This is a genomic window from Chromobacterium sp. Rain0013 (assembly GCF_015291765.1).
GTDB lineage: Bacteria > Pseudomonadota > Gammaproteobacteria > Burkholderiales > Chromobacteriaceae > Chromobacterium > Chromobacterium haemolyticum.
Map to the genome: position 1 here is coordinate 2426309 of NZ_CP031514.1, position 18126 is coordinate 2444434.

The 18126-nt window shown below is 64.8% G+C and carries 7 protein-coding genes; 4 read left to right on the top strand and 3 right to left on the bottom strand.

All coding sequences use genetic code 11. The annotated features are described in order from the left end of the window. Positions 1-12: 12 nt before the first annotated feature. From DXT74_RS11390 to yfcF, 3 genes are all read left to right on the top strand, one after another. Positions 13-11706, top strand: coding sequence for a LysM peptidoglycan-binding domain-containing protein (locus DXT74_RS11390; RefSeq protein ID WP_194427981.1), 11694 nt, complete (start codon positions 13-15; stop codon positions 11704-11706). Between the two features lie 167 nt (positions 11707-11873). Beyond that, a complete protein-coding gene (gene cysM, locus DXT74_RS11395; protein WP_114152197.1) occupies positions 11874-12758 on the top strand; it encodes a cysteine synthase CysM in 885 nt (294 codons plus the stop codon). A gap of 145 nt (positions 12759-12903) precedes the next feature. Further along, a complete protein-coding gene (gene yfcF, locus DXT74_RS11400) occupies positions 12904-13527 on the top strand; it encodes a glutathione transferase (RefSeq protein WP_194427982.1) in 624 nt (207 codons plus the stop codon). Between the two features lie 173 nt (positions 13528-13700). Here the strand turns inward: yfcF and DXT74_RS11405 are convergent, their stop codons facing one another. From DXT74_RS11405 to DXT74_RS11415, 3 genes are all read right to left on the bottom strand, one after another. Then, entirely contained in the window at positions 13701-14888 is a 1188-nt protein-coding gene (locus DXT74_RS11405; RefSeq protein ID WP_194427983.1) for a patatin-like phospholipase family protein, read from the bottom strand. Then, positions 14885-15667, bottom strand: a complete 783-nt coding sequence (locus DXT74_RS11410) for a 3-hydroxybutyrate dehydrogenase (protein WP_043590077.1) — start codon at positions 15665-15667, stop codon at positions 14885-14887. Before DXT74_RS11410 ends, DXT74_RS11405 begins: the two co-directional genes overlap by 4 nt. A 329-nt stretch (positions 15668-15996) precedes the next feature. Continuing rightward, the gene (locus tag DXT74_RS11415; RefSeq protein WP_081555660.1) at positions 15997-16737 is read right to left on the bottom strand and encodes an acetoacetate decarboxylase; all 741 of its coding nucleotides are present in this window, start codon (positions 16735-16737) and stop codon (positions 15997-15999) included. Positions 16738-17280: 543 nt separating this feature from the next. Between DXT74_RS11415 and DXT74_RS11420 the strand changes: the two genes are divergently transcribed. After that, positions 17281-18060 carry an HAD-IIA family hydrolase gene (locus DXT74_RS11420; protein ID WP_019101698.1) on the top strand — a complete coding sequence of 260 codons (780 nt, stop codon included), beginning with the start codon at positions 17281-17283 and terminating at the stop codon, positions 18058-18060. The last annotated feature ends 66 nt before the right edge of the window (positions 18061-18126 follow it).

Genomic DNA, 18126 nt, shown 5'->3' on the forward strand with positions numbered 1-18126 from the left:
GACGGCGCGATCATGACGTGGCCTTTCTCCCTGTTCGACAACGCCAACTCGGCCAGCCGCAATACTTCCGCTCGGATCAACAAGGAACAGATCGACGCGTTCCGGAGCCTGCTGGAACAGCAGGCCGCGATCCGTCTATTGGTGGGCACCGGGGGCAGCTTCGGCAACCAGTCCGCCACGGTCAATCTGTTGCGACGCTTGACCGATCCCTTGACCGCGGCGGGGCTGACTTACGCCTACGCCGGCAAGGCCGAAGTCTATTACCAGGGCGGCGAGGACACGCTGGCCAAGCTGTACGAGTTGTTGCCGGAACTGGAGCATCAGCCCAGCGGCAAGCTGAACCAGGCCACGGTGGAGCTGAAGGCTTATCCGCAAGCGCCGCCGGCGGACAAGGCGCTGTTCGGCTTCACCGGAGCGGTGGACGACAGCGCAGGCAACTACGCCACCGGGCTGAACGTCGAGTATTTTCTGCAGTTGCAGCCCTATAACTACAATTACGCGGAAAAAATAGATTTCGTCGGCGCCAGGCGGCCGGCCATTGATTTGCTGCAAGTGCCGGAGCTGAACAATCCCAGTTTCCGACGCCGGGTGTCCTATGTGCCGGAATCCAGCTATGCGGCGCCGGACTGGGCGGATTACGCGGATAATCCGCGCGCGGCGATCCTGCGTTATCTGACCGGCGACGCCTTGCTCAAGCAAGTGCGGCTGGTGGTGTCCTACGCCATCATGCCCAGCGCTCAAAACGTGGTGAACAGCAGCCCGGAAGCCGCTGCGGCGGTTCTGTGCGGGGGCCTGCTTGATTACCAGGACAACGGCGACCACAGGCTGGCCGCGCCGGTGGTGGTGTTGAACCTCAATCGCTTCGGCAGTATGGAGAGCGAGGCGCCGTTGCAGGCGGTGGCGGGCTTGCTGCGCGGGGACATGACCCGCGACGAGGTGGTGGTGCTGACCGGCACGGACCCGAAAAACGCCAGCCGGCGGCAGGCTGCGCGGCAGGTGCATGAGGCGCGCCGCCGCTATATGGCTTCGCTGAACGCGGTGCAACGTTTCAGCTGGCTCAACTATCCCACTTCGACGGCGGCGGTGGAGGCCGCGGTCAACGCGATTGTCGGCAAACCCAACCAGGTTCTGTTCATCCAGTTGGGGCCGGTGCCGCAGCCCTTGTTCTACTACGCCCTGTTCAAGACCAATACCCTGTCCTTGTTCGAGGGCGCCAACAGCATGATGGCGGCGATCAATATGGGGTGTCCGTTCCTGGCCTTGCCGCGCAAGGGCCTGGGCGTGCAGCCGGCCTTGTACCCCAGCGTCAACCGAGGCCTGTTCAGCGCCTCGCCGCCGATCAACGAGCTGGCGGCCGCCGCCAACCAGCTCAATTTCTCGCTGGACAGCTGGCCCACCGGCAACCAGAGCGGCAACCCCTGCCGGCAACTCGGCGCCTTCATCCAAAGCCTGTGCGCCCAGACCGCGACGGACGATCCGATTCCGCGTTATTTCCGCGAGCTGAAGGCGTTCTACGCCACGTCCAGCGCAGACAAGCTCAATGTCGCCGTCGCCTATCTGATGAACGTTTTCCAGGCCGAGCACGCCTTGCAAGCCGCGGCCGCGCGGCGGGCGCGTCGCGCCGATGGCGAGGAGGGCGGCGACGAACCGGCCGAGAATCCGCTGAACGCGCTTTATCTGGAGCTTAAGGAAAAGCTGGGCGAGGACGGCGAGATCCAGCCGCCCAAGCGGCTGGACTTGGTGCCGGGCATCCTGGCTGGCGGCAATATCAACGAGGCGGTGCTGGCCCTGTTGCAGGGCTTCAGCGCCAGCCTGTGGCTGGAGGTGTCCCAGTTCAAGCACGAGGGCGAGGAAGACGACATCGCCTCCATCCGCTTGGAGGGCATGACCGGCATCTTCGCCAGTCTGCAAATCAGCAACCGCATTGCGGTGATCTTCGATGCGCCGGAACAGCAGTTGCGGATGAACCTGGAGCTATCCGCCGAGGGCACTTGGTCGCTGCCCGGCGTGCCCTGGATACAGATGAGCGGCCCCTTCCTGCGCCTGTCCAGCTCTGATGGCCAAATACCCGTCACCGCCGCGTTGGGCGGCCGCTATCAGCCGCTGGGCGCGGAGCTGCAATTGCTGGCGCCGTCGGCCGGCGAGCAGGCCTTGCTCACCGTCAAGTTCGACGCGCCCTATCCCGGCATAGACCGCGCCTTCCAGATGGCGGCGGCGGTCAACCTGGTGGCGGTGCTGCCGCCGCCGCTGAACGTGCTGGCGGACCTCGGCCTCAGCCAGCTGGACCTGTACTACCTCAGCAAAGAAGAGGACGCCTCCGCGCTCGGCTTCATCATCCGCTCCAACAGCGCCAAGCCGGTGCCGCTGGTCGGCAAAGTGGCCTTGAGCAACGTGGAGGCCCAAGTGGCGCTGATCGACCCGGTCAAAACGCGCCAGGTACGGGCCAGCGCCAACGGCAATTTCATCATTGGCAGCGGCGAGCAGGCCGGCGTGGTGGCGGTGGGCGTGCAATATCCGGATTGGCAGTTCCGCGGCACGCTGGAGTCCGGCGTGATCCGCATGGAGGACCTGCTGTCGCTGTTCCTGCCCGGCGTTGATCTGACCTTGCCGTCGTTGCCGGTGATAGACAGCTTCGTGTTCAACTACGCCCAGGCCGCCGACAATCTGCAAGTGTCGCTGAACCTTGTGTTCCAGCCGGCCTGGACTTTCGAGTTTTTCGGCAAGCCGCTGTTCAAGCTGGACAACGTCGGCTTCTCGGTCAGCCGCGCCAAGCTGGAAAACCAGGGCAATATCACCGCCAACACCACCTTGCTGCCGGACATGGCCCATCCCTTGGTGGTGGGCATAGGCGCGAGCTACGCCGGCGGCGGAGATTGGGCATTTTCCATCCAGCAGCAGGACGACACCGTTTTCAGCATTAATGAATTGCTGGAACAGTATCTGGGCCGGGATTGGCGCACCGTTTTGTCGTTCCCGGACGTGAGCAAGCTGACGCTGCAACTGGACTGGGGCAAGCAGAAAGCCACTTCCTTTGAATTCAGCGCCGCCACCGCAAGCGCCTGGGTGCCGATTTCCGCCTTGCCCGACGTCAGCGTCACCGGCCGGCTGAAACTGGGCTATCTGGGCAAGAAGGCCGCCGAGCGGCTGGGGCTGGCTCCGCTGAACACCGAGGGCGACGATCCGCCGCAGGTGCCGGGCACCTATGGCGAGATCGGCGCCGACCTGACCCTGTGGAACATCAAGCTGGGGGTCAGTTATAACTTCGCTCCCGGCAAACAGGAATTGAGCTTGCGCTGGCTGACCCTGCTCGCCACCGTGACGACCGACAAACAGGGCGATACCGTCGCCACCTTCAAACTGGACAACAAGTCCATCGGCGAAATGGTGGAGACCTTCGTGTCTTGGGCCACCGGCGCCGAGTTCGGCCTGGCCGCGCCCTGGAACGTGCTCAACTCCTTCAGCCTGAGCGGTCTTGAGCTGGTGTACAACTTCAGCAAGAAACAGGTGGGCTTCAATATCGGCATCGGTCCGGTGGATTTCGGCTTCTTCACGCTCAAGGGCGTGGCGCTGAAATACGATCCGCAGGTCAAGGACGCCAAGGTGGAAATCACCGTGCAGGGCAGTTTCGTCTGGCAATCCGGCGACGCCCTCAGCTGGGACCCCTCCAAGCCGGAAACCACGCCGGCGCCTCCGGGCGGCGGCAACAAATATCTGGACCTGCGCCTGCTGGCGCTGGGGCAGCACGTCACCGTGCCGGGCCTGGTGGAGGAGACCTCGGTGCAGGGCGTGATCGCCAAGCTGCGCAGCCTGGAAGTGCCGAACCCTCCGGAGGTGCCGGTGGGCGGCAAAGGGCAGCCGGTGTTCGCTCCCGACAACTCCTGGTTCATCGCCTTCGACTTCGGCGTGTTGAAAACCCAGAAAGACAAGGAAGCGCCGGCGGCCAAGGGCAGCCAGCAGTTGATCACCGCCGGCGAGGCGGCCGCGGCCGACGAGGAGGCCGACGAATACCTGCTGCAGCTGTCCATGGTGTTCAACGACCCCACGCTGTACGCGCTGCGCGTGGCGCTGGCCGGGCCGATGGCCAAGATTTTCGCCGGCCTGGATTTCCAGATACTTTATCGCCAGGTATCGGAAACCGTGGGTTGCTATTCCGCCAATATCGCCTTGCCCAATCTGATGCGCAAATTCCAGATCGGGGTGGCCACGATCACCCTGCCGGAGTTTGGCATCAATCTGTACACCAACGGCGATTTCCAGGTGGACATCGGTTTCCCGTGGCGGCAGGACTTCGCCCGTTCCTTCACCATAGAGCTGATCGTGGCGCCGGGCATCCCGGTGCTGGGTTCGGCCGGTTTTTATTTCGGCAAGCTCAGCAGCGCCACCACCAATCTGGTGCCGGTGTCGGAACGGGGGTGGTTCAATCCGGTGCTGGTGTTCGGCTTCGGCGCTCAGCTTGGTCTGGGCAAATCCATAGAGCTGGGGATTTTGCGCGCCGGGTTCAGCCTGACGGTGTTCGGCGTGATCGAAGGCGTGCTGGCGCGCTGGCTGCCTTACCGCGAGGCCACGCCCAGCCAGGGCCGCGACCAATTGCAGGACGGCTATTATTTCTCGCTGATCGGCACCGCCGGGGTGCAGGGCCGCCTGTACGGCAGCATAGACTTCGCCATCATCCGCGCCGACGTCAATATCGCCATCAAGATCTACGTGCGGCTCAGCTACATCGCCTATCAGGACATCCCCATCAGCGCCAATGCCTCGGTGGAGGTCAGCGTAGACGTCAAAATCAATCTGGGTCTGTTCACCATCACCATAGGCCTGTCGTTCTCGGCCTCGGTGCAAGCCACTTTTGTGCTGAAAAACCCGGCCGGCAACAACCCGCCCTGGGGCCGCACCTTGTCTGGCAACGGCATGCGGACGCTGGCCTTGGCCGGCGGCTTGCCCGCGCGTCATGCGGCGGCTGAACTGGAAGCGCGCCGGCTGCGCCGCGCGCTGGGGCAGAGCGGCGGAGCCGTCCCGCGGCTGGCCGCCAACGCCGCCGGCTATCAGCCGGCCTGGGGCAATCTGCAAGCGGGGCAGCTCTTGCAACTGACGGGTTGGACCGTGCCGGTGCTGACCGTGGCAGGCGATCAGGCCAAGACCGCGGCCGAGCAATTGCCATGCTATGTGGCGGCTTTCTTCCTCGCCACGCCGGAGCCGGTCAAGGCCGGCGGCGCCTTGGCGGCGGCCCGCAACGGCGGCTCCGAGCAGGGCCGGCTGGCGCATGCCGCGCTGGCGCGCGCGCGCCGGCGCCCGGCGCTGAACGCCCGGTTGGCCGCCAATGGCGGCGAGGACGGTTTTGAAGACCTGGCCGTGCGGGTGCTGCAATGGGTATTGGCCGCCGGCATGAGCGGCGCGATGAGCCCGGACCAGCTCAACCAGCAAGTGGTCAGCGCCGATTTCCTGAACCAGGCGCTGCAGTACTTTTCCAATCCGGATCAACCGCTGCCGATTCCGGCCGATCAGGTGGAGGCCTTCCTGGCGCGGCAGGCGACGATCTGCTTCGCTGCCACGGCGGCGGCCAACGCTCACGGCGTGTTCTTCCCGGCGCCTCCCGGCGTGCGCCTGAACGTGCCGAGTTATGCCGGCGCGCCCGGCTACGATTATGTGTTCGGCCAATACAACAGCAGCCAGACCGACTATCTGCTGTTGCTGCGCCAGTATTTCCAGCAACTGCAGGTACAAGTGGAAGGCGGCGGCGCGCCGACGGCCGGTGCCGTCCGGATGCAGTCCGGCACCGGCGCCTCCATCGCCAGCTACATCTTTGGCGACTACTTCTGCCTGCTGGCGCGCCAGGCCTTGCAGGCGCTGCGCGATGGCCTGGGCAACTTCAAGCTGGTGATTCAGCCGGCGCAGACGGTGGCCGAGATCGTCGACTGGGTCAACGCCACCGGCCAACTGTCCGGCGACGACGCTTTCAGCGCCGGACAACTGTTCGTCGCCAACCAGGAGCATCCGCTGGCGGCGGGAGCCCGGCCGTTGACGGTGGAGGGCATGCGCTGGCAAACCCCGGGAGGCCTCAGTTTCGAACAAGTAGCCGCGCAGTCCTTGTTTGGCGGCGGCTTCAACGGCGAGCAACTGGCGCGGGCCAACGCCGACGAGGCGCGCATCCTGGCCGCCAATCAACGCATCGTGTTGGGCGACAAGGTCTACCTGACCCAGGACGGCGATTCGCTGACCGGCATTGCCGCCGGGCTGGGCGTATCGCTGGACGCGCTATTGCAAGGCAGCGACGTGCTGCGGCGCGCGGACCTGTTGTCGTCGCTGGCGATACTGGCGTTGCCGGCCTTCTCGCAGCCGGTGGCCGCTGGAGACACTCTGGCCGGCATTTCCGCGCGCTTGGGCGTGAGCCTTGATCTGCTGGCCGGCGCCAACGGCGCGGCCGCCGGTTTGTTCGATCATGACAGCGATCCCAATCTGAACATCCCGGAACTGGCGCAGTTCCAGGTGGGCGAGTTGATCGACGAAGCGCTGCGCACGCTGGCGTTCCAGAACCTGGGCGCGATGGCTTCGCGTTACTACCTCAACGGTTTGCGGCTGCCCACCGCCGGCCTGACGGCGAAATCGCCCGGCTTGTTCGTCAAGCCCAACGGCCAGGGCGGCTACGACTACCCGGCGCAGCTGGGTCTGTTCGCGTTGACTGGGCAGGCCTTCCCGCTGCCTGCGCTGCAAGACCCGGCGCAGGGGGCGAAGTTCAGCTTCACGCTGAGCCGCGGCGCTGCCGAAACCTGGCTCAGCCTGGGCGCGCCGGGCAGCGCCAGCGCCAGTTTCGAAGTGAGCCAGGACGATTACCTGCGCTATGTGAAAGTGCGCGCCACAGCCACCGGGCAGCCTTTGCGCACGGATACGCGGGCGATCCGGCCCTTGCTGGACGCCGAGGCCCAGGCCTCGCGCTTCCCGCTGTCCAGCTCCCAGCCCTGGCAGTGCGCGGCGCCGGTGGCGCTGCCGCGCCAGGCCCGCGCGCCGGAGGTGGCCGAACCGCGTTTGTGGAGCCTGCCGGACTCGCTGATCAACACCCCGCTGGAGCAAGGCGTGTTGCCGCGTTTCGCGCCGCAGCTGGCTCGTACCGACGCCGCCACCGGCAGCGTCAGCGAGCAGCCCTTGCTCAATTACGGCTTTGGCATGCTGATCCCCTTCGGCGTGCGTCGCACTCAGCCGCTGGCGAACAATCCCAGCAGCCATCGGCTGTATGAAATCATCGGCGCGCCGGACAAGGAAATCGTGTTGCTGGAGCGCGTGCTCAGCCAATTGCAGGGGCCGGGCGCGGGCTTGAGCCAACTGCTGGTGCTGTACCGGCCGGCTGCCACCGGCAGCGAGGTGGCCGGTTGGCAGATGGAAAACCCGGCCGCCAGCCTGGCCGGCATCGCCAAGGTCAATCTGTCCACCGAGACCCGTCCTCCGGCGCAGAACGGCTTGCGCGCGCTGGCGCTCACCGAGAACGCCTTTCCCAATCTGATCGGCGCGCCGGACGATTTTCTGCGGCTGTTGTGGGAAGCCAGCATCACCCGCCAGGGGGGCTTTTTCCTCAGCTACAGCCAGGGCTTGCAAGCCGGCGGCACGCTGTCCGGTTTGCCGGACCATGTGTTCAACGACAGCGGCGAAGCCGAACTGGCGGTGCTGGCGCTGTTCGCCGCGGACGAGGGCGAAGGGCAGGCGGTGGGCAACTGGATGAACGTGCTGGCCACCAATGAGTCCTTCGACGCCAGCGCCGCGGCGCTGGTGGCGACCGCGGTGCTGCGGCGGGATCAGACCGCGCCGTTGGCTGACGCGGCCACGCTGGACGGCGTCGCCGCCGGCTATTACAGCCGGGTCGATAGTCTGGCCCGGCTTAACGCCGGGCGGCCGTTGCGCGACGGCGCCGTGTTGCGAGTGCATGGCGGCGTTTATCAAGTCGCGCCGACTGGCGCGGCCCCTGGCGGGGACCTGGCGCGCATCGCCGAGCATTTCTTCACCACCGAAGACGCGATCAAGCAGGCCAACCCGTATCGCGCCAGCTGGAGCGGCCCGTTGGTCAGCTATACCGCTTTGCGTCTGCCCGAGGTCGATGTGGCCGTGGGCCGGCGCTACGCCAACGGCGCTGTGTTCTCCACGCTGGACGATGTCTCGGCCTATTTCCAGGCGCCCTTGGCCGGCCTGGCCGCAGCCAATGCGCGCACGCCCGGCCTGTTCCCGGCCCAAACCGCGCTGGAGGTCGAGTTGGGGCCGTTCGATGTGTCGGCCACGACTCAGGCCGGCGTGGCCGGCATCGAACTGGAGCGCAAGGCCGCCCCGCCCGTGCCGGACAGGGCCGACGGCGCCGATTGGGGCTGGATCTATCTGGCCAATCTGTTCAATTTGCTCGGCTACCGCAACAGCCTGACCGACGATTTCAAAGAGAGCAATTTCGGCGTGGCCACCGGTCCGGGCAATATCGACGGCAACGGCCCTGCCGACAAAGTGCGCGCGCCGCGCGCCGCGAACGAGGACGAGCCGTGGCGTTATGTCCGCACCGTGCCGTATCCCGGTTTGTACCGGCATCCGCCGGTGCAGCGCCAGGCCTCGCCTGCGGTGAGCGGCAGCCCATACCTGGGCGTGGGCGGTTTGTTGCAAATTGAACTGGCCTGGCTGGATTTGTTCGGCAACCGCATCCTCAGCGACCTGGACGCGCCGCCGGCCGAGGCGCGCGTATACAACTTCCCGCCGCAGCTGACCGGCTATACCGACAGCGTGTTGGGCATCGGTCAATGGCCGTCTGTGGCCAACGACTACCTGTTCGCCACCTTGCAAGACGGCAAGGCGGGGCTCAAGGTGTCGCTGGCCTTTGACCAGCAGCCTTATTTGGACGCGGCCAAGGCGCTGGACGCCGGCGGTCGGCAGCGCATCGAACAGGCCATCGCCATCTACGCCAAGGTCTTGTATCAGTTGCAAGACCCCAACGGCCTCGGCATCGAGCTGAGCAGCAGCGTCTGCCCGGAGGCCGCGCTGTTGGAGCCCTCGCAGCAGGCTGCGCTGGTCAATTGGGCGGTGGACATCTACGCCTGGCTCAACAGCTTGCTGCCCAACAGCAGCGGCAGCCATCAAGAGCGAGCCGCCGGCTTCCAGCCGCTGTTGGAGTTGAGCGCGCCGTTGCAGTCCGGGCAGATCAACGACGACCAGATCTTCCGCTTGGACGCCAGCCTGACCTTGAGCCGCAAACCGCAGTTGGTGAGCGGCGCGCTGGCGGCGGTGTCCGGCGTGGTCGAAGCGGGCACGCTGTTGTCGCCGTCCACCGGCCCGCTGCAAGGCGACCAGGTCGCGGCGAGCGCCCAGCGCGATCTCAAGCAGTTTGCGGCCCGCTTCGAGCAAGCGCTGTCCACTCCGCAGGGGCCGCGTTACCAAGTGGCCACCGGCAGCGATCGCAACGCCTTCACCGGCGGCTCCGGCATGACCTTGTGGGCGGTGCAGTTGGGACGAGACGCCGCGCAGGGCATCTCCTACCGTCTGCTCAATCCGGGCCAACCCAAGCAGTTCGCGCCCAGGCCGGTATCCAATCAATTGGCGTCCAAGCTGGACGCGGCGATCATTCCCTACCGCACGGGCAAGGTGATCAGCCTGCAGGACCCGGCCGAGCCGCGCGCTTTCACCGACGTGGATCTGGATCAATGGCTGCAATCCTCGTTGGCTCGCATTGACCAATTGCTGTCGCCGGCCTATGTCGCGCCGGCGCAGATCTTGCGCAGCCTGACCGGCAACAACGCGATGCAGGGACTGCTGGACGCGAAAGAAGCGCTGGCCCAAGCCTTGAAGAGCGCGATGATTCTGGTGTTCCGCGACGAGAGCGCGGACCAGAGGGAACTGGACGCGATCCGCGAAGCCTTCTTCCAGAGGATGCTGGGCACGCTGAGCGAGTTCTACGCGGTGCGCGCCGGTCTGCAGTTCCAGGCCGAGGTCAATGCCGCGATCCAACCCTCGGGCGCGGAACTGACGCCGCGGCTATACGGCAATATTGTGAGCCAGCCGGGCGGCAGCGGCATCATGGGCCGCGGCAACCTGTCTCTGACCGCGCCCAAGCTGGGATTGAAGCTGGCCGGCGACGGCGGCGGCAATACTCGCCTGCTGAGCTTCCTGCTCTCCAGCGCGGGCCTGGAGGCCAAGAAAGTGGACCTGGACCTGGTGTTCGAAGGACAGAACATTGAACACCAGATCGGCGCGCTGGCCGGCATCCGCGGCTACCAGCCGTCGTCCTGGCTCAGTTTCGTGGCGGACACCGCCGGCGAGAGTTGGCCGCTGCGCCAGGCGTTGGGCGCTTTCAGCACGCCTATCGTGCTGCGCGCCTTCCCGGAAACGCCGACCCTGACCCTGCAGGAGGCGGCGGCCAACGCCGACATCGCTTGCCCGTGCCGCCTGCCTGCGGATGAAGTCATGGCGGCGCGGCTTACGGCCGCCGGGGACCCGGCTTGCAGCCGGCCCGGCGACTACAATCCGCTGGCCGCGCTGAGTCGTTGGAATTATCGGCTGCGCTATGCGCTGCAACGCCATTTCGAGCAAGACGCGATCAACGGCCAGATTGATTTCAATCTGGGCGGACAATCCGGTTTGAGGGCGATGGCGCTCAGCCGGGATCTGTTCGACAACCTGGCGGAAATGACCCAGGTCTTTCCCAAGGTGGTGGAGGATCTGAACCGCTTCTTGCTGCCGCTGGACATCAACAGCAAGGACCCGGCTCAGATCCAGAACGCCGAGGCGGCGCTGCTCTCCGCCGGCGAGATGGTGCAGTGGCTGGCGGACAGTGCCGGCGGCGGGGGCTTGTTGCAAGCGAACAGCCGGCTGCTGGCGCAGGCGGAACCGATACGCTTCGTCATTGAGGAGGACGCGGTGGAGCGCGTCAACCCGGATGGAGGCAAGGTGAGCGCGCTGCGAGTGACGCTGACGTTGGCGCAGGCGCTGCCCGAGCGCGCCGGCCAACCTTTCGTGCAGGTGGAGCCGGAGCGATACGAGTGCGAGCCGGAGGAGGGAGAAGGCCTGAGCCGTTCCTTCACTTATCTTGATCGGAGCACCGGCGCCTATCTGGCCGCGTCCGAAGGCAAGGGCATCGCCGCGCGCATGGTGGTATTGCCGGACCTGGATATTCTGGAGCGGCAGGACGCCAACGCTCAGGTCTTCCTGCGGCGCAACAAGGAGTTGGTGCCGGGCAAGCCGACGGCGGAGCCGTTCGTCTATCAGACGCCGACGGTGTCCCTGTCCGCGCCGCTGCGTCCCACCGTGGATTCGGATCAGCCGGTGAACATGGCTGTCATCTACGCCCAGGGCGCGGACCAGCCGGTGAGCCGGTCGCTGGAGTGCCAGCTTGGCTTGTTCTATCAGGCTTTGTTCGGCCATGCAGGCAGCGACAGCGCCATCCTCAGCCTGACGGTGTATTACGAGTACCGGCTGAACGATGCGTTGAGCAAGGTGCGCTTGCCGGTCTACCTGATGCCGCCTACCGAGGTGGCCTTGCAAGAGGGCGGCGGCGGTCTGCCGCTGGCAGACGTCGTCATCCAGCAAGCGCGGGGTTGCGTGGACTGGTTCGCCGCGCACGAACCGGAGCAAAAAGGCGGCAGCTTGTGGTTCGACCTGACCGTCAGCTCCAATTTGACTGAACAAGCCCAGCCCTTGTTGCGCTTGCGCAATGTGTTCCTGGAGCTCACCAGAATCGAGCCGCCCATGGTTTGATCAACCGCCCAGGCTCCGTCGCGCGCCGGAGGGCGGCCTCCCTCTGGCGCAAGACCCGCTCCCTCGCCGTCGCGAGGGAGCGTAACGGTTATTTGCTTAGACATAAGGATTCCGTCTTTGCTGATAGCCAATCGGTATAATGACCGTTCCCCGTTGGAGAACGCGTCGTGTACAAGCATCTGGAAGATTTCGTCGGCCACACCCCGCTGGTCAGACTCAAGCGCCTGCCCGGCGTCACCAGCAACACCGTGCTGGTCAAGCTGGAAGGCAACAACCCGGCGGGCTCGGTCAAGGACCGGCCGGCACTGTCCATGATCCGTCGCGCCGAAGAACGCGGCGAGATCAAGCCGGGCGACACCCTGATCGAACCCACCAGCGGCAATACCGGCATTGCGCTGGCGATGGCGGCGGCGATGATGGGGTACAAGATGATCCTCATCATGCCGGAGAACTCCAGCGCCGAGCGGGTGCAGGCGATGCGCGCCTACGGCGCGGAAGTGGTCCTGACGCCCAAGGAGGCCTCGATGCCGGGTTCCATCGACCTGGCGCGCAAGATGGAAGCCGCCGGCCAGGGACGCATCCTGGACCAGTTCTCCAACCCGGACAATCCGCTGGCCCATTATGAAAGCACCGGGCCGGAAATCTGGCAGGACACCCGGGGCGGCATCACTCACTTCGTGTCCAGCATGGGCACCACCGGCACCATCATGGGCACCGGCCGCTATCTGAAGCGGCAAAACCCGGCCATCCAGATTGTGGGCGTGCATCCGGAGCCAGGCAGTCAGATTGCCGGCATCCGTAAATGGGAAGACCCCTACGTGCCCAAGATCTGCGATTTCTCGCAGCTGGACGATTTGCAGCATGTCAGCCAGCAGGAGGCGGAGGATATGGCGCGGCTGTTGGCGCGCGAGGAGGGCATTCTGGCCGGGCCTTCGTCCGGCGGCGCGCTGGCGGTGGCCTTGCGCCTGTCGAGCCAGCTGGAAAACGCGGTCATTGTCTCCATCATCTGCGACCGCGGCGATCGCTACCTGTCCACCGGCCTGTTCGGCTGAGAGTCCGTTCAAAGTCCGCCGGGCGTCGGTAGGCGGCCAGGACGGACGGCGCGCCGGAAAACGCAGTGTTCGCGTTTTGGCGCTGGCGCCGGGCGCCGCATGTCTTTAGCATCTGAGATCCTATGTTCCCGTCCCGGAGGCCCTTATGCTGCTGCATGTCGATTCCCGTTTCCTCAGCCCCTACGCCTTGTCCGCCTTCGTCGCCTTGAAAGAAAAAAGGCTGACCTTCGAACTAGCGACCTTGAGCCTTGCCGCGCAAGCCAATCTGGCCCCGGCCTATCAACGTCAATCGCTGACCGCCCGCGTGCCCATGCTGGAGGACGGCGAGTTTCAACTCAGCGAATCCTCTGCCATCGCGGAGTATCTTGAAGACGCTTACCCCGAGCGTCCCCGGCTTTATCCGCGGGACCTGCGTCAACGCGCCCGCGCGCGCCAATTGCAAGCCTGGCTGCGCAGCGACCTGATGGCCTTGCGGGAGGACCGCAACACCGAGGTCGTGTTTCTGCGGCCGGCGGCCGGCACCCTGGCGCCGGAAGCGCGCCAGGCGGCCAACAAGCTGATCGCGGCGGCGGAGCAATTGCTGCCGGCCGGCGACGGCGATTTGTTCGGCGCCTGGTGTCTGGCCGACACCGATCTGGCGTTGATGTTGAAGCGGCTGCAATACGACGACATCTTGCCGCCGCGCTTGGCCGCCTATGTCGAACGTCAGTGGCAACGGCCTGCGGTGCTGGACTGGCTGGAGTTGGGACGGCGGGCGGCATTGGTTTGAAAGGCCGGGCGCGCGCCGGCTCCCGCCGTCTCAGCACCTGTTGACGATCTGCTGCGCGTCGGCGGTAAGGCGTTGAAACCCGCTTCGAAATGCTCATGTACCACGCGTACATTCCGCTTTCTCAGCCGCTTTCGCCTTGCCTCGCCCTTGTTCGCGAGATCGTAAACACGTTCTCAGCGATGCACGTCGTGGGTGACGAAGGGCCGGTCCGGCGCCGGCATCTCCAGCCAATCCGGGTGGCCCAGCGTGCGGCAGATGTCCTGGTAGCCGCTGGCCCAGTGCGCGCGCATGGTCTGGGCGCCGAACTGATAATCCTTGTGGTGGTCCTCGTACTCCTTGTCCTGGTAGATCAGGTGGATCACCTTCAGCAGCCGGCCGCAGGCCAGCTCATGGGCGCGACGGTAAGCCGGGTGCTCGCGCTGCGCTTCCGGCACCAGCTCCATCAACTGCCGCAGCAAGCCGCGGTAGTTCTGCTCCCGCTTCATCGTATCGGTGATTTGGCGGGTGCGGCTGGAGTACTGGATGTCCTTCTGCCGCATGGCGATCGCCTTCATGTCCGTGGGCGGCTTTCCCTTGGCGCTCCACAGGTCCACCTGGAACACCAAGGAGTTCTTGCGGGGTTCGGTGCTCAGTATCTGCTTCAGCGGCGTATTGGACACCAGGCCGCCGTCCCAGTAGTACTCGCCGTCTATCTCCACCGCCGGGAAACCGGGGGGCAGCGCGCCGGAGGCCATGAAATGCTCGGGGCGCAGACGTTGACGGGTGTTGTCGAAATAGACGAAGTTGCCGCTGCGTAGATTGACCGCGCCCACCGATACCCGCATCTGATCGCTGTCGTTGATGCGGTCGAAATCAGCGAAGCGCTCCAGCGTGCTTTTCAGCGGCGCGGTGTCGTAGAAACTGCAGTTGGCGGGAGAGGGCGCGCCGGCTGGCCAGGGAGAGCGCGGCAGGAAGAAACCGTTCTGGCCCTCGGTCAGCGCGCGCCAGGCTTCCCAGCTTGCCATCAGCCCGTTGAGGCTCGCGGGCCAGTGGTGGGTGTCCAGTTGGCTGAACGGGCTGGGTGGCAGAAACGGCGGCCGGCAGATGGTGTCCCAGAAGGCGCGCAGTTGCTCCACCCGCCGTTCCGGCGGATTGCCGGCGATGATGGCGGCGTTGAGCGCGCCTATGGAAATGCCGGCCACCCAGTTAGGGTGCAGGTCGGCTTCGGCCAGGCCTTGATAGACGCCGGGCTGGTAGGAGCCCAGCGCGCCGCCGCCCTGAAGCACCAGCGCCAGCACCTGGTAGCGATGGCCGGGCGGCAGGCTGCGGCTTTGGTACAGGCCGCCGGCCTGAGGGCAGGCCGGATTGTGCGGCGGCGTCATTGCATATACCAGCCGTGGCTGACGATGACGGATTGACCGGTCAGCGCCGCGCTGGGGAAGGCGGCCAGAAACAGCGCGGTTTGGGCCACGTCGTCCACCGTGGTGAATACGCCGTCCACGGTATTGCCCAGCATTACGCGCTTGACCACTTCCTCCTCGCTGATGCCCAGTTCTTTGGCCTGCTCCGGAATCTGTTTCTCCACCAACGGCGTGCGCACGAAGCCGGGGCAGATCACGTGGGCGCGCACATTGTATTCCGCGCCTTCCTTGGCCAGCACCCGGCACAAGCCCAGCAAGGCATGCTTGGCGGTGACGTAGGCGGATTTGAGCTTGGACGCCTCGTGAGAGTGGACCGACCCCATATAGATCACCGTGCCGCCGCGTTTGTCTTTGTACATATGCGGCAGCGCGGCCTTGGTGGTGAGAAAAGCGCCGTCCACGTGGATGGCCTGCATTTTCTTCCAGTCGGAAAACTTGTAGTCCACCAGCGGGTTGACGATCTGGATGCCGGCGTTGGAAATCAGGATGTCCAGCCCGCCCAGCGCGTCCACCGCCGCTTGGGTGCCGGCGTTGACGGATTCCTCGTTGGTCACATCCATCGCCACGCCCACCGCCTTACCGCCGGCGGCTTTGATCTCCTCCGCCGTTGCCTGCGCGGCGGCCAGATTGATGTCGGCGATAGCCACCGCCGCGCCGGCCCGGGCGTAGGTTTCCGCAATGGCTTTGCCTATGCCGCTGGCCGCGCCGGTGATCAAGGCCACTTTGCCGTTCAATTGCATGCTGCTCTCCTTGTTGTGGTGAGTTGTCGCGTGGGGACGGGCCGCAAAGCGGCTCTTAAACGTGTTTACGATCTCGCGAGTCAAGGCGAGAACGGCTGAAAAAGCGAAATGGTCAGCGGTACATGACTCTTTCTAAGGGGTTTTCAACGCCGTATCGCCGCCGCGCAGCAGATCGTAAATAGGTTCTTAGAGCCTGTTCAAAGTCTCGCGAGCAAGGGCGAGACAAGGCGAAAACGAGCGAAAAAGCGGAATGGTCGAGTGGTACATGAGCATTTTGAGCTTGTTTTTAACGCCGTATCGCCGATGCGTAGCAGACATTGGACAGGTTCTTAGTTGAGGTAATCGAATTCCACTTCACCTAGGCCCAGGGTCAGGTCGGCGATGATATGGCGCGCTTCCACGATCTCCAGCACCGGCAGTTCCGCCACCGGCGCCAGCGCGTGCGGGAACAGCGCAAGCGCCGCAGGCCCGCTCCAGGCGCCGTGAACGGTCACGTCCTTCAGGTAGAAGCGCACCAGTTCGCAAATGCGGGCGCTGCCGTCCACGTGCGGAATGATCTTCAGCAGGAAGTTGGGGGTGTTGACCATGGAGCGCTGCAGCGCGCTGGCGTCCAGCGTCTGGTGCTTATAGCCCATGGTGGCGGTGGCCACCCGAACCGGGCCGTAGTCCAGTTCGCCCACCAAGGTGTCGGTGCGCACTTGCAGCCGAGGGCAGGCCAGCTTCTTGGGAAAGCCCCACAGCTCGCGGCCGCCGGCGATGGGCGGGTGGTCGTTCAGATACATCGCATGGGTGTAGTTGCCGGCCACGCCGCCCAGTAGCACGGGGATCACCTGGCCGCTTTCGGTGTAGTCGCCGAAGCCGGTGGAGTCCGGCATGCGGATGAATTCGAAATTCACCAGGTCCGAGGCCGGCTGCAGCGGCTCCGGCACCACCTCGCGCAGTTTGGCCGGATCGGTGCGGTAGGTGATGATGAAGAATTCGCGGTTGGTGAAGCGGTAGGGGCCGCGGGGGAAGGCGGGGTTGGTTAGCGGCATGGCGAAGGCCTGCTCGCGGATGGCGTCGATGTTCATACGTGCTGCGCTCCCTGGATGGCAAAAGGTCGCACCCGTGGGGAGCGGCCGCTGCTGCGATAGGAGCCCGCCGGGAAAAATAGGCGCGGCGGGCAGGCGTGCATCTGGCGTCGATGGTACAGCTAAAGAGCCCGCTAGCGGTAGCTTGGTTCCATGTCACCTGTCCGTTGGGATGGATTGGCGCGGGAGGTCGACCTAAGAACCTGTTCATGATCTGCTGCGCTGTGGCGATACGGCGTTAAAAACAAGCTCAAAATGCTCATGTACCACGTGTACATTCCGCTTTTTCGCTCGTTTTCGCCTTGTCTCGCTCTTGCTCGCGAGATCGTGAACAGGCTCTAGGAACCTGTTCAAAGCCCGCCGCGCGCCGCGAGGTTGTGACTTCGCAGGCGAGGCCTTTTCTGCCGCAACGTCCGACCTTGCTCGCTAGACTTTCAACAAGCTCGATAGAGCCGCCGTGCTATGCTGTCGCGGTTGCGGCGAATGAAGCCGCGGCCCGCCTCCGTGCCGGCGGAATCGGCACCTGTGTTTTGGATATACCGTATGAGCAAAAGCATCATTTCCGACATGGATGGAGTGATCTATCGGGGCAAGCAACTGATTCCGGGCGCGCGCGATTTCGTCAACCGCCTGACGCAGGCCGGCACGCCTTTTCTGTTCCTGACCAATAACGCGGAACAGACACCGCTGGACCTGAGGCTGAAGCTGGAGAGCCTGGGCATCAACGGGGTGACGGAGGACAACTTCATCACCAGCGCGATGGCCACGGCGATGTTCCTGCGCAGCCAGACGCGCAAAGCGATGCCCACTGCCTACGTGGTGGGAGGCGCGGGTCTGATCAACGAGTTGTACAACGTTGGTTTTTCCATTTCCGAATCCCGCCCGGATTACGTGGTGGTGGCGAAGTCCCAGACTTTCAGCTTCGAGCAGATCAAGAAGGCGGTGCGCTTCATCGACCAGGGCGCCAAATTCATCGGCACCAACCCGGACATGATCGACCCGATAGAGGGCGGCGGCTACGAGCCGGCCGCCGGCACGCTGCTGGCCGCCATCGAGGCCGCCACCGGCAAGAAGCCTTACATCGTGGGCAAGCCCAATTCGCTGATGATGATGCTGGCCACCCGCAAGCTGGGCGTGCATCCCGAAGAGGCGGTGATGATAGGCGACCGCATGGACACCGACATCGTCGGCGGCATTGAAGCCGGCATGGGCACCGCGCTGGTGTTGTCCGGGGTGTCGTCTCGTGAGTCCATGGAGCAGTTCCCTTATCAGCCGGACTATGTGTTCGAGAGCGTGGCGGAGATTGATCCGCAAGCTTTGTAAAGTTAGGCCGCAGGCGAAAACAGGGCCGTTCCAGCTGGAACGGCCCTGTTGTTTGAGTTCTCCGTT

What these genes read in the sequence shown, in the direction of transcription:
- DXT74_RS11390 (WP_194427981.1), top strand. Translation starts at nt 13, where the DNA reads ATGACGTGGCCTTTCTCCCTGTTCGACAACGCCAACTCGGCCAGCCGC.
- yfcF (WP_194427982.1), top strand. Translation starts at nt 12,904, where the DNA reads ATGCTGCTGCATGTCGATTCCCGTTTCCTCAGCCCCTACGCCTTGTCC.
- DXT74_RS11405 (WP_194427983.1), bottom strand. Translation starts at nt 14,888, where the DNA reads ATGACGCCGCCGCACAATCCGGCCTGCCCTCAGGCCGGCGGCCTGTAC.
- DXT74_RS11410 (WP_043590077.1), bottom strand. Translation starts at nt 15,667, where the DNA reads ATGCAATTGAACGGCAAAGTGGCCTTGATCACCGGCGCGGCCAGCGGC.
- DXT74_RS11415 (WP_081555660.1), bottom strand. Translation starts at nt 16,737, where the DNA reads ATGAACATCGACGCCATCCGCGAGCAGGCCTTCGCCATGCCGCTAACC.
- DXT74_RS11420 (WP_019101698.1), top strand. Translation starts at nt 17,281, where the DNA reads ATGAGCAAAAGCATCATTTCCGACATGGATGGAGTGATCTATCGGGGC.